The sequence below is a fragment of the Tenacibaculum sp. M1.3A genome (assembly GCF_057732375.1).
On record NZ_JBYJEF010000004.1, the window covers coordinates 242,867 to 258,397 of the forward strand.

Annotated in this window: 13 protein-coding genes; 4 read left to right on the forward strand and 9 right to left on the reverse strand. The window is 31.8% G+C overall.

Annotated elements, in window-relative coordinates; all coding sequences use genetic code 11:
- Positions 1-23 precede the first annotated feature (23 nt).
- From AC28QF_RS08585 to AC28QF_RS08600, 4 genes are all read left to right on the forward strand, one after another.
- Entirely contained in the window at positions 24-3,257 is a 3,234-nt protein-coding gene (locus tag AC28QF_RS08585) for a WD40/YVTN/BNR-like repeat-containing protein (protein WP_488201282.1), read from the forward strand.
- A gap of 73 nt (positions 3,258-3,330) precedes the next feature.
- The gene (locus AC28QF_RS08590; RefSeq protein ID WP_488201281.1) at positions 3,331-3,990 is read left to right on the forward strand and encodes a DUF2490 domain-containing protein; all 660 of its coding nucleotides are present in this window, start codon (positions 3,331-3,333) and stop codon (positions 3,988-3,990) included.
- Between the two features lie 31 nt (positions 3,991-4,021).
- Positions 4,022-5,284 carry a DUF819 family protein gene (locus AC28QF_RS08595; RefSeq protein WP_028888472.1) on the forward strand — a complete coding sequence of 421 codons (1,263 nt, stop codon included), beginning with the start codon at positions 4,022-4,024 and terminating at the stop codon, positions 5,282-5,284.
- Positions 5,285-5,323: 39 nt separating this feature from the next.
- Positions 5,324-6,031, forward strand: coding sequence for a DUF4369 domain-containing protein (locus AC28QF_RS08600; RefSeq protein WP_488201280.1), 708 nt, complete (start codon positions 5,324-5,326; stop codon positions 6,029-6,031).
- A gap of 85 nt (positions 6,032-6,116) precedes the next feature.
- On the opposite strand, the gene AC28QF_RS08605 is transcribed toward AC28QF_RS08600, so the two are convergent.
- The 9 genes from AC28QF_RS08605 to ccoS all read right to left on the reverse strand — a co-directional run bounded on the left by AC28QF_RS08605 (position 6,117) and on the right by ccoS (position 15,464).
- Positions 6,117-7,949, reverse strand: a complete 1,833-nt coding sequence (locus AC28QF_RS08605; RefSeq protein ID WP_488201279.1) for a DUF885 domain-containing protein — start codon at positions 7,947-7,949, stop codon at positions 6,117-6,119.
- A gap of 46 nt (positions 7,950-7,995) precedes the next feature.
- Complete coding sequence (locus tag AC28QF_RS08610) at positions 7,996-8,829, reverse strand: universal stress protein (RefSeq protein ID WP_488201278.1); 834 nt, start codon at positions 8,827-8,829, stop codon at positions 7,996-7,998.
- Between the two features lie 82 nt (positions 8,830-8,911).
- Positions 8,912-9,610, reverse strand: a complete 699-nt coding sequence (locus AC28QF_RS08615; protein ID WP_488201277.1) for a sulfite exporter TauE/SafE family protein — start codon at positions 9,608-9,610, stop codon at positions 8,912-8,914.
- Positions 9,610-10,056, reverse strand: coding sequence for a FixH family protein (locus AC28QF_RS08620; protein WP_488201276.1), 447 nt, complete (start codon positions 10,054-10,056; stop codon positions 9,610-9,612). Before AC28QF_RS08620 ends, AC28QF_RS08615 begins: the two co-directional genes overlap by 1 nt.
- A gap of 175 nt (positions 10,057-10,231) precedes the next feature.
- Positions 10,232-11,653 (reverse strand): cytochrome c oxidase accessory protein CcoG, encoded by a 1,422-nt coding sequence (ccoG, locus tag AC28QF_RS08625; RefSeq protein ID WP_488201275.1) that lies wholly within the window; start codon positions 11,651-11,653, stop codon positions 10,232-10,234.
- A gap of 25 nt (positions 11,654-11,678) precedes the next feature.
- Positions 11,679-12,809 (reverse strand): cbb3-type cytochrome c oxidase N-terminal domain-containing protein, encoded by a 1,131-nt coding sequence (locus tag AC28QF_RS08630; RefSeq protein WP_488201274.1) that lies wholly within the window; start codon positions 12,807-12,809, stop codon positions 11,679-11,681.
- 12 nt (positions 12,810-12,821) lie between these two features.
- A complete protein-coding gene (locus AC28QF_RS08635) occupies positions 12,822-12,989 on the reverse strand; it encodes a CcoQ/FixQ family Cbb3-type cytochrome c oxidase assembly chaperone (protein ID WP_488201273.1) in 168 nt (55 codons plus the stop codon).
- 78 nt (positions 12,990-13,067) lie between these two features.
- The gene (ccoN, locus tag AC28QF_RS08640; RefSeq protein ID WP_488201272.1) at positions 13,068-15,266 is read right to left on the reverse strand and encodes a cytochrome-c oxidase, cbb3-type subunit I; all 2,199 of its coding nucleotides are present in this window, start codon (positions 15,264-15,266) and stop codon (positions 13,068-13,070) included.
- A 30-nt stretch (positions 15,267-15,296) separates the two neighbouring features.
- Positions 15,297-15,464 carry a cbb3-type cytochrome oxidase assembly protein CcoS gene (gene ccoS, locus AC28QF_RS08645; RefSeq protein WP_488201271.1) on the reverse strand — a complete coding sequence of 56 codons (168 nt, stop codon included), beginning with the start codon at positions 15,462-15,464 and terminating at the stop codon, positions 15,297-15,299.
- Positions 15,465-15,531 lie beyond the last annotated feature (67 nt).

A 15,531-nucleotide genomic window follows, 5' to 3' on the forward strand; every position in this document is an offset into this window, starting at 1 on the left:
TTCTGCAAATCAAACTAACTATAATGAAAAGAATATTTTCTGTCTTATTTTTACTTATTACATCGCTTGTATTTTCTCAAGAATTTTCGATGGATTTAGTTAAAAATATGAAACCTAGAAACATTGGTCCTGGAGGAATGTCGGGGCGTGTAACAACCATTGATGTTGTAGAATCGAATCCCGAAATCATCTACGTTGGTACTGCATCAGGAGGAATTTGGAAATCTACTTCGGGCGGAATTAAATGGGAACCTATTTTCGAAAAAGAATTAACTGCTTCTATTGGTGCTATTGCCATTCAGCAATCAAATCCAAGTGTTATTTGGGCAGGAACCGGTGAAGGAAACCCTAGAAATAGCTTAAATGGTGGTTTCGGAATTTACAAATCGTTAGATGCTGGTAAAACTTGGAAAGCCATGGGATTAGAAAAAACACGTCATATTCATCGTGTAATTATTCACCCTACAAATCCTGATATTGTGTATGTTGGTGCCATTGGTTCGCCTTGGGGGGAGCATAAAGAGCGTGGTGTTTACAAAACTACTGATGGTGGTAAAACTTGGAAACAAATTTTATTCAACAATATAAAAACAGGTGCAGCCGATTTAATTATGGATCCGTCGAATCCTAATAAGTTAATTGCATCTATGTGGGAACACAAACGCGATCCTTGGTTTTTTAAGTCTGGTGGAAAAGGAAGTGGAATGTATATTACACACGATGGTGGTGAAAACTGGAAGCAAATTACCGAAAAAGAAGGTTTCCCAAAAGGAGAATTAGGTAGAATTGGTGTTGCCATTGCTCCTAACAATCCAGATGTGATTTACGCTTTAGTTGAAGCTAAAAAGAACGCGCTTTATAAAAGTGAAGATGGCGGATTTAAATGGAAAAAAATAAACGATAAGCCTGGTATTGGAAATCGTCCTTTTTATTATTCTGAAATTTATGTAGATCCGCAAAACGAAAACAGATTATATACCGTTTTTACCTACATCAATGTTTCGCAAGATGGCGGAAAATCATTCAAACAATTAATGCCTGCTTACGGCGTTGATAACGGAGTGCATCCTGATCATCATGCGTGGTGGATTCATCCGAAAAACGGAAAATTTATGATTGATGGTAATGATGGTGGATTAAATATTACCAAAGATGGCGGAAAATCTTGGCGTTTTATAGGTAATCTTCCCGTAGCTCAATTTTATCATATTAATGTTGATAATGAATATCCGTATAACGTATATGGCGGAATGCAAGACAACGGTTCATGGCGAGGCCCTGCTTATGTTTGGAAAGCACAAGGAATTAGAAATAGTTATTGGCAAGAAATTAGTTTTGGTGATGGTTTTGATGTGGTTCCTGATAAAGATGATTCGCGTTATGGATGGACGATGAGTCAGCAAGGTTCGGTTTCTAGATACGATTATAAAACAGGTAATAATTACAATGTAAAACCAACACATAAGGATGCGAATGTAAAATTACGTTTCAACTGGAATTCGGCTATTAATATTGATCCTTTTGATAATTCAACCATTTACTTTGGAAGTCAATTTGTGCACAAATCAACCGACAAAGGATTAACTTGGGAAGTGATTTCACCAGATTTATCTACCAATGATCCTGAAAAATTAAAGCAAGCTGAAAGTGGTGGTTTAACTATGGATGCTACTGGTGCCGAAAATCACTGTACCGTTTTAGTTATTGAGCCTTCTCTTTTACAAAAAGATGTTTTATGGGCTGCTACTGATGACGGACAAGTTCACATCACAAAAAATGGTGGTGAATTTTGGACAAACGTTGCTAACAATATTAAAGACTTACCTAAAAACTCTTGGATAACACAAATAAAAGCATCTAATAAAAATAAAGGGGAAGCACTTTTAATTGCCAACGACTACAGACGTTTTAACTACGAACCATATGCATACAGAACTAAAGATTACGGAAAAACATGGCAACGTATTGTTGATAAGAATGATGTAGAAAGCTATACGCTTTGTATTATTGAAGATCCTGAAAATGAAAATTTATTATTTTTGGGAACCGATGACGGATTATACATTTCTTTAAATGCTGGTGAAAAATGGACTAAATGGATAAACGGTTTTCCTACCGTTCCTGTAAAAGATTTAATAATTCACCCTCGTGAGCACGATTTAGTAATTGGTACATTTGGAAGAGCGGCTTGGGTTTTAGATGATATTCGTCCGTTACGAGCAATGGCTAATAACAATGTTACTTCTAAAAAATTAACGCTGTTTGCTCCTCCAACAGCTTATCAGGCAGCTAGCCAACAACCAACAGGAAGTAGGTTTGGTGCCGATGCTATGTATCAAGGTGAAAACAGAAAACGTGGTGCACAAATTTCTTATTACATCAACAAGCCGAAAGTTGAGAAAAAAGAAGATAAAAGCAAGAAACAAGACAAAACGAAAAACAAAAAAGATGTCAGTTCGAGAGCAACCGATAACTCTAAAAAAGAGGAAAACAAGATTAAACACGATTCTATTAAACTAGAAATTTTTGATGGAACTCGAAAAATAAGAACATTAAAATTTAAAACTCCGAAAGAAAACGGATTACACAAAACTACTTGGTATTTAAGAGAAAAAGGTGTTACTAGAGCTTCTAGAAGTATCAGAAAACAAACTCGAGAGCCAGGAGGCGTTTCTGTTAAACCAGGAATTTATAAGTTAAAAATGACTTTTGGTGATGCTGTTTCTGAACAAGATATTAACGTTGAATTTGATCCTAGATTACAAATTTCAGATGAAGCTATTAATCAAAAATACAATGCTAGCAAAGAGCTAGAAACTTATCAAGAAAAAATTGCAACTGTTGTAAAACAATTGGTGGAAAGTAAAAATACAGCAACTTCTTTAAAATCGGAATTTACAAAAGAAGATAAAAAGAAATACAAGACAGAAATAAAAGCATCAAAAGAAATCATCAAAAAAATTGATACTTTAATAGCTATGTATTTAGGTACAATTGATAAAAGGCAAGGAATTACTCGCAACCCAGAAGTTACAATAAATAATCGTTTTAGTACTGCTCGTTGGTATGTTGGTAGTCGATTTGGTAAACAAACAGCAACGGAAAAGCAATTAATAAATCAGTTTAAAACATCTTATAATACAGGAATAGAAAAAACAAATATTTTCTTTTCTGAAGATTGGGAAAAGTATAAATCAATTGTTGAAAAAATTGAAATTTCTCCTTTCAAAAAAACGAGTACTTTTTCTATAAATTAATTATTTTTGAAAATTAGTTAAATTTAAAAAATCTCCTGCGAATAGCGTAGGAGATTTTAATATTATATACATTATGAAAAAAGCAATTTTTATCTTTATTATTTTATTTTCTTTAAAAAACACCGCACAGAACACTCCTCAAAATGAATTAGGAGCTTGGTATATGTATAACGGTTCTCATCAAATTTCTGATAAGTTTAGTTTAAAAACAATGACTCATTTTCGTTTTTTTGAAATTGGTGACGATATGCAACAATTTATTGGTCGATTAGGAGCAAGCTACAAAATCAATAAAAAAATGAGCGCTACTTTAGGGTATTCGTATTTAAACACCGATGCTACTTTTGGTGCAGATGGAGGTAATGTAAATGAACACCGTATTTATGAAGATTTTAATTTAAAACATAAAATAAACAAACTTAGTCTTGCGCATAGATTTAGAGCTGAACAACGTTTTTTTAGCTCAACAACTTCTCATTTTTTACGTTATCAAATCGGGTTAAACCATCCTTTAAACAACAAGTGGAGTACTTATTTATACAATGAAGTATTTTTTGATTTTGATGACGAAGCTTACAATCAAAACTGGTTAGGCGCAGGTTTTAAATATCACTTATCTAAAAAAACAACATTTAAAGTTGGTTACCAAAGAATAAACGTAAATGGTGACGGTAATTTTAATAGAATTCTTTTAGGTATTGCTATTAATACAGACCATCGTAAAAAGAAATAAAAAGCTATTTTAGCAAAAAACTAATTTAAAGATGACTGCACCCACTTTTACTAATGATGCAATAGTATTTGGAATTCTAATGTTTTCACTAGGACTTGTATTTTACACAGAATCTAAAACTTCAGGGTTTTGGCCTAAGTTTTATAAGATTGTTCCAGGAGTTCTAATGTGTTATTTAATTCCTTCTGTTTTTAATTCTTTAGGATTAATTTCTGCTGACAAAACGCAAACTTATTTTATAGCTAGTAGATATTTTTTACCAGCTTCATTAGTATTAATGACTTTAAGTATTGATTTAAAAGCAATTTTCAATTTAGGACCAAAAGCATTAATTATGTTTTTTACCGGAACTGTAGGTATAATTATTGGAGGACCGATTGCTATATTATTAATTTCTATTGTATCTCCAGAAACAGTTGGTGGTGCTGGTTTTGATGCAGTTTGGAGAGGTTTATCAACACTTGCCGGAAGTTGGATTGGTGGAGGAGCAAATCAAGCTGCTATGCTTGAAATTTATCAATACAACCCTGCTAATTATGGTAAAATGGTATTAGTAGATATTGTTGTTGGTAATATTTGGATGGCTATTCTTTTAATTGGTATTGGAAAAAACAACAAGATAAACAAGTGGTTAAATGCAGATACAACTGCTATAGAAAAACTAAAAAGTAGAGTTTCAAAATTTACCGAAAACATAACTCGTGTTCCATCACTAACAGATATAATAATTATATTATCTATAGCTTTTAGTGCTGTTGGAATTGCTCATTTTGGAGCTGATAATATATCAAGTTATTTAACCTCAAACTTTGCTGCTGTTGCTGATAAAACATCTTCTTTATCATCTTTTTCTTCAAAATTCTTTTGGATGGTTACTATAGCTACTCTTATTGGAATTTTGTTATCATTTACTAAAGTTAAAAATTATGAAGGTGCAGGAGCAAGTAAAATTGGTAGTGTTTTTATTTATATTTTAGTTGCTACGATTGGTATGAAAATGGATTTAACAACTATTTTTGATAACCCAGGTTTATTAATAATTGGTGTTATTTGGATGGGTATTCATGCTGGTTTACTAATATTAGTTGCCAAATTAATAAAAGCACCCTATTTTTTCTTAGCCGTTGGTAGTCAAGCAAACGTAGGAGCTGCCGCTTCTGCACCTGTTGTTGCAGCTGCTTTTCACCCATCTTTAGCTACAGTAGGGGTGTTATTAGCCGTTTTCGGTTATGTTGTTGGTACATATGGAGCAATTTTGTGTACAATTTTAATGGAATTATCCGCAACCTTATAAGAGAATTCTGCATATTTGCAACTCAAAATTTTAAATAACATGAAAAAACTTATCGCCATTTGTGCGTTTTCAATATTAGCTTTCGCTTGTTCTTCTAAAAAAGAAGGAAACATGATTGTTAAAGGTCAAATTAAAGGATTAAAAAAAGGTACATTATACCTTCAGAAAATGAACGATACTTTATTAGTATCTGTAGATTCTGTTGCATTATTAGGCGATGATAAATTTATTTTAACCGATAATGTTGAGTCTCCTGAAATGTATTATTTAACTTTTGATGGAAACACCAATGAAAAAAGATTGATGTTTTTTGGTGAGAAAGGAGAAATTACAATAAACGATAAATTAGAAGAGTTTGGTTTTAGTCCAGAAATAAAAGGATCTAAAAATCAAGATGTAATGAATAAGTACCGTGATTTTGACCAAAGATTTAAAGATCAACGTTTAGATTTTGTTAAGAAAAACATAGAAGCTCGTCAAGCAAATGACGAAGAGCTGATTGAAAAACTAGACTTAGATTACAAAAAAATGATACGTAAGCGTTTTTTATTTACTACCCAGTTTGCTAAAAACAATGCTGATAGTGAAGCTGCTCCTTACATTGCTTTAACCGAATTATTTGATGCTAATATTATTTTATTAGATACTATTAATAATAATTTAACCGATAAAGTTAAGAACTCAAATTATGGTAAACGCTTAAACAAGTTTATCAACCGTATAAAAGCTGAAGAAGGTGCTAAATAATAAATGCTTCTTTTTATAAACTAAAAAAACTCGATACTAATTGTATCGAGTTTTTTTAGTTTAATAATTATGTTACAATTGCTCTTTACTTACTTTTTTTATTATTGACATACGCATCAACCAAACTCTCTAAAACATTTAAAGGCAACGGACCATTCGTTAAAACTACATCGTGAAATTCGCGAATGTTAAACAAATCACCCAAAGTTTCTTTTGCCTTTTTACGAAGCTCTAATATTTTTAACATTCCTATTTTATAAGCCGTTGCCTGACTTGGCATTACAATATGACGTTCTACCATTTTTACGGCATCTAATTCTGCATTTGGAGTATTATCAGTGTAATACTTAATTCCCTGTTCACGTGTCCATTTTTTAGTATGAATACCTGTATCAACAACCAAACGACAAGCTCTCCAAAGCTCCATAGCTAAACGACCAAAATCAGAATATGGGTCTGCATAAAAACCCATTTCTTTCGGAATAAATTCAGAATATAATCCCCAACCTTCTATATAGGCAGTGTAACTACTAAACTTTCTAAACATAGGTACATTTTGTAGTTCTTGCGCAATTGCTATTTGCATGTGATGACCAGGAATTCCTTCATGATAAGCTAAAGCTTCCATTTGATAAGATGGCATACTTTCCATATCATACATATTAGCATAATAAGTACCAGGCCTTGATCCATCTAATGCTGGTTGTTGATAAAATGCTTTTCCTGCAGATTTTTCTCTGAAAGACTCTACCGCTTTTACCACTAACTTAGCTTTTGGTTTTGTGATAAACAACTCGTCTAATCGAGTTTTCATACTATCAATCATATGAGTTGCTTTTTTCATATAAACCTGTCTTCCTTCTTTAGAATCGGCATAATAAAATTGCTTATCCTTTTTCATAAATTCGAAAAATTCTTTTAAAGATCCCTCAAAACCTGTGCTCTTCATTATAACACGCATTTCATCATGAATACGAGTTACTTCTTTTAAACCTATTTCATGAATTTCTTCTGATGTTAAGTTCGTTGTTGTAGTTCTTTTTAAAGAATTGTTAAAAAAAGCTTCTCCTTCAGGAAACTTCCATGCACCAGCATCTGTTGTTGCTGTTTTTTCTTGAGCCTCTAAAGTTGATATTAAGTTTTTATATGCAGGTAAAACGCCTTCTTTTAATGCCACAACTCCTTCCTCTATCAAGGCTTTTTTTTCTTCGGCATTAATCGTTAGTTTATTCACTTTATTTGTAAAATCGTTTAACAGTGTGCTTGTTTTGTCTGAGTCATCAAAAGGCTTTCCTTTTATTAAGTTCTTTGAATCTTCTAATACTTTTGCAAAAACAAATTTAGGAGGCATAATGCCTTTGCTTTCTCGTTCTTTTAAGTTGATAACTAATTGACTAAATAAAGGTTTTAAATTACGTAATCTGGCTATGTAATTTTCAGCGTCTTTAGTTGACGTTACTTGATGCATATTTATTAAAAATGCTGGAATTTCAGATTGCATTCCGTGCATTTGATTTACTGGGTAAGTATGAAAACGATATTTAAAATCTGCTATTTCATTCTCTAGCTGTTGTTTAAATAAATCGTAACTTAATTTAGTACTTGCGTCTAATTTTTCTACGCTTAAAGAATCTTTTAACCATGTTAATGCATTTTTGGTATGTGTTAATTCTTCTTTAGCAAATGCATCAGAAATATCATTCCATTTATCTGCATCTTTTTTAATACCTAAGTAGGTTTGATACATTGGATGACGATCTAAATGTCCTTTAAATTGTTCATCAAAAAAAGTATTTGCTTTTTTTGAATGTAGCGAAATTTCTTCTTTAGAAATAACTTTAGTTTTTACTTCTTCTTTACACGATTGTAAAAAACAAGTAAAAACTAAAGCTGAAATTGTAATTAACCTTAGTTTCATCTTTGTAGTAATTTAATACTGGAAAAGATACAAAATTAGATTAACACTATATTTTAAATGAAACTATTGGTAATTTACTATGGTTAGCAATATCTTCAGAAATACTACCTTCAAAAAAATGAGAAATACCTTTTCTACCATGGGTCGCTACAGCAATAATATCAGCATTACTTGTATTTGCAAAATATAAAATCCCTTTTTCAACGGTATAATCAGAAATTATTTTAACATCATTTATAGCACTTGCATCTTCATTTACTTTTAAGAAAAACGCTTTCATTTCATCCTCTACTTCTTTACTACTTTTAAATTTTGTTGTAGGTGTATTTATATAAACCAACTGTAAACTAGATCCTAATTTTTTAAAAAAAGCTTTAGCTTCTATGTAAGGAGATACATCATCGTTTGTAAAATCACATGCAAAAACCACTTTCTCTATTTTTTTAGTAATCGGTTTTTCTTTAATAACCATTACAGGTACATGTGCATGGCGAATTACTTTTTCGGTATTAGAACCAATAAACATTTCTTTTAATCCGTCTGCTCCTTTCGACCCCATTACAATTAAATCTACATTTTCTTCTTTAGCTAATTCATCTAATTCGCTAAAAATTTTAAAATGCTTAATTATAGGCGTTATTTTAATACCCGACAAATACTCTTTTTGCAGAAATTCTTTAAATTTTTTCTCTGCTAATTTTAAATAAAAAAAAGTTTCTTGATTAGAGGATTCACCTGATTGATTTACCAATGAATTTGAAAGTTCTAACATATGAACTACCACAATTTCTGCGTTGTTTTCTTTTGCTAAAAAAGCAGCTGTTTGCAATGCATTTTCTGAATGAATCGAAAAATCGACAGGGATTATTATTTTTTTCATAATATGTTTTTTAAAATTTAAAGCCTTCTATAAAGTTACTAAATTTATATTAAAAAAAGAAGGTTTTCAATACGTAATTAACTTAATGGCAACCTTGTATTGTGTTTACTAATTTGGTTACAGGTATAGGTGAAACATAAGGAATTCCTAAACCCAAACCTCGTAACACAAATAAAATGCCTATAAAAACAACTACAAAAGGAATTGCTTGTTGAATTCTTTTTCGCACTAATCGGTTGGCAAAGTTACCTACATAAACAACTGCTGTCATTAACGGAATTGTTCCCAATCCGAAAATAAACATATATAAACTTCCCGATAAAGCATTGGTTGTTGCTAGCGCGCCGAAAACAGCCATATACACCAATCCGCAAGGAAGGAATCCGTTTAAAAATCCTATTGTAAAAAAAGTATCATTTCCTTTCTTTTTTAATTCTTTTCCAAGAGCTGATTTAACTTTCATGACAAATCTATTCAGCTGTTTTGAAAAATTATATTTCTGAAAAGCCTTTGGTAAAACAATAGCCAAAATCATTAAAATACCTACTACGATTGAAAGTTGCTGTTGAAATCCGAAGAAATAAAACCCTTTCCCTAAAAAACCAAATAACAAACCAATTAAACTATAGGTAAATAAGCGACCCAAATGATAACTGATAATCTGAAAAAATTGTTTTACTTGATTATTTCTATCAACAGGCAACATAAAAGCAATCGGCCCGCACATACCAATACAATGAAAACTACCTACCAAACCAAATATGAGTGCAGATATAAACATTAATAAATTAATTCTTTTTGATATAAATATGTCTTATTTTTAGAGTTCCAAGAAACTGTAATGTTCCAACGACCACCTAACAAACGTTTCTCAGGCACGAGCAAATATGTATTAGAAATTGAAATAGGTATTTCAAAATCTAATTGCTTATTAGATGGTCTATATAGGAACACTTTTCCTTTAATATCAGTAGGATTAAATTCTGTTGGAAAGTAGATTTTTAAACCTTCTGGTACTCTTTTTACTATAATATTTTCTTTTAAATTTTTTGCGTTTTTTGTTGCGTCTATATTTTCTTGAAATTCTAATTCTTTTTGATAATATTTTTCAGTTACCAAATCGTGATTGTAATTTTTACCTGTACTCATTGATATAACGAAATACAATATAAAACTCATAAATGCAATAATTGTAATTACGATACCCGTGCCCCAGTTTAGTTTCATGTTTGTTGTTTTTATATGTCATTGCGAATAAAATGAAGCAATCTGTTCTCTATAATGAGGTTACTTCGTCATATTCCTTCGTAATGACAATTATTTATTTTACCGTCATTGCGAATAAAATGAAGCAATCTATTATGAAATTTCGTTGTCATGCTTTCTCGACTAGGCAAAATTATTATTTATAGCTTCTTGGTCCTAAAAAATTAGTTTTAGTAGTTTCTATTAATTTACTGCCACTATACACTCCGATTTTAAGATTTACTTTTTCTTTTTTCATTTCTGATTGATGCAGCTCTATAAACAAAGTTCCTTCTGCTAATCCTTGCTTCGGAACCTCAAAACTTTGGTGTGTTACCGTTTCTATTTTTCCCTTATGAGAAAGTAATTTATAACTTACATCATCAATCTGTTTTGTTGTTTTATTAATTACTTTATAGGTATAAATATTACTGATAACTCCGTTTTCTTTATGTTGATATAATTGCCCTGGTAATCGCAAAATAGTTGCTTCAACATCATTTCTTAAAAATAACATCCCTATTAAAACGCCTATTAAAATTCCTAAAACGGCAGTATAACCTTTCATTCTGGCCGTAAATTTAAAAGGTGTTTTCTTTTCGATATTTTCTTCGCTTGCAAAACGAATTAATCCTTTTGGCAAACCAACGTTTTCCATCATATGATCACATTCATCAATACAAGCGGTACAGTTTACACATTCTAATTGCGTACCGTTGCGAATATCAATTCCTGTTGGACATACATTTACACATTGAAAGCAATCAATACAATCTCCTTTACCACTTGTTATTCTATCTTCTTTTTTATTGAATTTTGCTCTTCCTGTTTCTCCCTCTCCACGCACATGATCATAAGCAACATTAATTGTTTTATTATCTAATAAAACACCTTGCAACCGACCATACGGACAAGCTATAATGCATACTTGCTCTCTAAACCATGCAAAAATAAAGTAGAAAACTGCCGTGAATATTAATAAAGAAACTAAGGTATTTGTATTATCTAAAGGATTACCTGTTACATAATCAATAACTGTATCACCACCTATTAAATAGGCTAAAAACACATTAGCAATTAAAAATGAAATGATAAAAAACAGGAACCATTTTAATAGTCGTTTCTTAATTTTTTCTGCATTCCAAAGTTGTTTTTCCAAACGGATTTGTTTTCCTCTATCTCCATCAATCCAATATTCTATTTTTCTAAAAACCATCTCTAAAAATATGGTTTGCGGACAAATCCATCCGCAGAAAATACGTCCGAAAACAACGGTAAATAGAATTACAAAAACAACACCCACAATCATTGAAACCACTAATAAGTGAAAATCTTGTGGCCAAAAAGGAAATCCGAAAATATTAAATTTTCTGTCTATTACATTAAATAATAAAAACTGGTTTCCATTAATTTTAATAAATGGTGCAGCTAATAAAATCAGTAATAAAAAATAACTAACGTACGATCTGTACTTATAAAAACGTCCGCTTGGTTTTTTAGGATATACCCAAGCACGCTTACCTTCATTATTGATGGTACCAATACTATCTCTAAATTGTTCGTTCTTGGGTGTCTCCATTATTAACTATTAAAACCAAATACTATTATTGTACACTATCTTTTACTATTGCTGTAACTTCTTCTGTTACTTGTTGCGACTCGTCTTTATACAAATCACCTTGTGCTGGCTTAGGGTTTGCAGGTGTTGTTCCTTGCATAGACATTATATAACTTGCTACTTTTTGAATATCTACAGGCTTTAATGTTTTACCCCAAGCAACCATTCCTTTTCCATCTCTACCACCATTAGTGATCGTTGTAAAAACGTTTTTAATTCCGCCGCCCAACAACCAATATTCATCGGTTAAATTAGGACCTATTCCTCCACCTCCATCTCCAATATGACAAGCAGCACAGTTTAAACTATACACAGCTCTACCTCTTTTTAAATCACTTTCTGATGTTAAAACCGTTACTGTTTCAGCATCTATAACTGCATCTTTTGAGGTTGACTTATAAGCTGCTAATTCTCTTTTAGCAACCGCTACAGATTCTGCATATTCCATCTCTTGCGTATAACCATCTAAGACTTCAAATCGTACTAAATACACTACTGCAAAAATTATGGTCGCATAAAACATATATACCCACCATGGCGGTAAATTATTATCGAGTTCCTTAATTCCGTCATAATTATGATCTAAAATAATTTCTTCCTCTTGCTCTACTGCTTTAGCTTCTGTCCATTTAGTAATTAACTTTCTAGCCCAAGCCCAATGATCTACTTCATCAGGACTTACTCCTGCTTTAATCATAGCAACTTCCTCTATTTTCTTAACACCAGTAATTGTAAGTATTTCTTTAGCGATACAAACAAAGGCAAAGGCAATAAGACCTAACAAAACTAAAGGGTTTTCTAAGAAACTATACGGATTTTCATAAGAACTTATAGCCTTCGCTAATACAAAAGGTGTTAAAAATGTAAACAAAAATGAGGTTACAGATTGTACTCTTGTATAATTTTTTGGTATTAACTCATTTGCTTTATTTACAACGGTGTTCGATAAAACTTCTTTTAAAAGGACCACCAAACCAAAACCAATTGCAATAAACCAGACTAATGAATTTTCTAAAAAATTAAAAGGTTCTTCATATGCCTTAAATGCCGCTGCTAAAATAAATGGCATTGAAAAAACAAAAAGAAAAGATACTATTGATTGAATATATTTTTTCATACTATTTTGTTTTTAGTCATTTAAAGGCAAATCACTTACCTTATTTATATATTCTTTTTTGGCAGTAAACACCCACCAAAATAACACCATAAAAAAGGTAAAGAATATTGTTAATGAAATCATCGGGTATATTTCTATACCTGTAATGCTCTCCATATGGTTTTTTACGAATTTTAACATAATTTCTAATTTTTACTCACTAAGTGAGTTTTTAATATTTTAATAATTATTATTAAATGTTATTTATAATTTATTAGGCTATTGTCTACTCAATTGTTTTTGAACATCTTTTACTTTTATATCAGTACCTAATCTTTGTAGGTAAGAAATTAAAGCGACAATTTCACGATCTTTCATTTCTATGAAAACTTGCCCATTTTCGGCTGCATACTTTTTATCTGAAGCATAGCTCTTAGCAAAATCAGGATCTTGATGTAAGTTTTCTTGAATTTTAGCTCCTTGTGCATCCATATTGGCTTGCGCATTTGCTATCTCTTCATCTGAATAAGGAACACCAAGAGAAACCATTACTTTCATCTTTCCCTCTGTATTACTCTTATCAAGTTTATCTCTGACCAACCATTGATATGCTGGCATAATAGAACCTGGTGAGGTACTTTGCGGATCATACATATGATTTAAATGCCAACTATCTGAATACTTACTTCCGATTCGATGTAAATCTGGTCCTGTACGTTTACTTCCCCATAAAAATGGATGATCGTATACAAACTCACCTGCTTTAGAGTATTCTCCATATCGCTCTACTTCACTTCTAAAAGGGCGTACCATTTGCGAGTGACATCCTACACATCCTTCACGAATATAAATATCACGTCCTTCTAATTCTAAAGGTGAATATGGTTTTACACTTGATATGGTTGGTATGTTCGATTTTACTAACAACGTTGGTACAATTTGTACAACACCTCCTATTAAAATTGCTATAGTTGCGTAAATGGTTAATTTAATTGGTTTTCTTTCTAACCAAGTGTGCCATCCTTCTCCTTTTGTTCTGTTTTTAGAAACTTTTGTTAACGGAGCTGCTTCTGCTAAATCATCAGTAACATCGCTACCTGCTTTTACAGTTCTTATCATGTTGTACAACATTACAAATGCTCCAATAATAAATAAACTACCTCCAATAGCACGCATCCAATACATTGGTATTATTTCAGCTACTGTTTCTAAAAAGTTACCATAAGCTAATGTCCCGTCTGAGTTGAACTGTTTCCACATAGAAGCTTGTACAAAACCTGCTACATACATTGGTAATGTATACATGATGATTCCTAAAGTACCAATCCAAAAATGGAAGTTTGCTAAGGCTGTAGAATATAATTTTGTTTTAAATAATCTTGGTACCATCCAGTAAATCATCCCGAAGGTAAAAAAACCGTTCCATGCTAATGCACCTACATGTACGTGTGCTATAATCCAATCACTAAAATGTGCAATTGCATTTACATTTTTAAGTGATAACATTGGTCCTTCAAAAGTTGCCATACCGTAACCGGTAATTGCCACTACGAAGAATTTTAAAACAGGATCTGTACGCACTTTATCCCAAGCTCCACGAAGTGTTAACAACCCGTTTATCATTCCACCCCAAGACGGTGCTAATAACATAATTGAAAATGCCACTCCTAAATTTTGCGCCCAAGTTGGTAAAGCGGTATATAATAAATGGTGAGGTCCTGCCCAGATATAAATAAAAATTAAAGACCAAAAGTGTACGATTGATAATCGATACGAGTATACCGGACGGTTTGCTGCTTTCGGAACGAAATAATACATCAACCCTAAAAACGGCGTTGTTAAGAAAAAAGCTACGGCATTATGTCCGTACCACCATTGCACCAAGGCATCTTGTACACCCGCATACACAGAATAAGACTTTAAAAACCCTACTGGTAAAGCTAAACTATTAAATATATGTAATACTGCAACAGTTACAAAAGTTCCTAAATAAAACCAAATAGCTACGTATAAATGGCGTTGTCTTCTTTGAAGAATTGTCCAAATCATATTTACACCAAAAGCAACCCAAACTAATGCAATTGCAATATCTATAGGCCATTCTAACTCTGCATATTCTTTAGAACTTGTATAACCTAAAGGAAGTGTTATAGCTGCTGCAACAATAATTAATTGCCATCCCCAGAAATTAAAATTACTTAAAAAATCACTCGCCATACGTGCTTTTAGCAACCGTTGTAACGAATAATAAACTCCTGCATAAATTGCATTTCCTACAAATGCAAAAATTACCGCATTGGTATGTAACGGACGTAAACGACCAAAACTTAACCACGAAATTCCGTCTGTAATATTTGGGAATAAAAACATTAATGCCAGTAGTAAACCTACTGAAAAACCTACAATTCCCCATAGTAATGTGGCGTAAATGAATTTTTTTACGATCTTATTATCGTAATAAAATTGTTGCATTTCCATAATTTAATTGAATTTAATATCTATTGTTAGTTATTGATTTTTTGTTTCATCTTTGACCAATTCGTCATCAAAAAGCATACGAACAGATGGCGTGTACGAATCATCGTACTGCCCATTTTTTACTGAAACAATAAATGCAATAAAAAAAATTAGTGCCACTAAAATACTTAGTGTAAGTAGTAAGTAAATAACGCTCATATCTTGCCTGATAATTATACATCAAAGATAATTGTGAAGCTTTTCTTAAAATATGATATTTGTCATG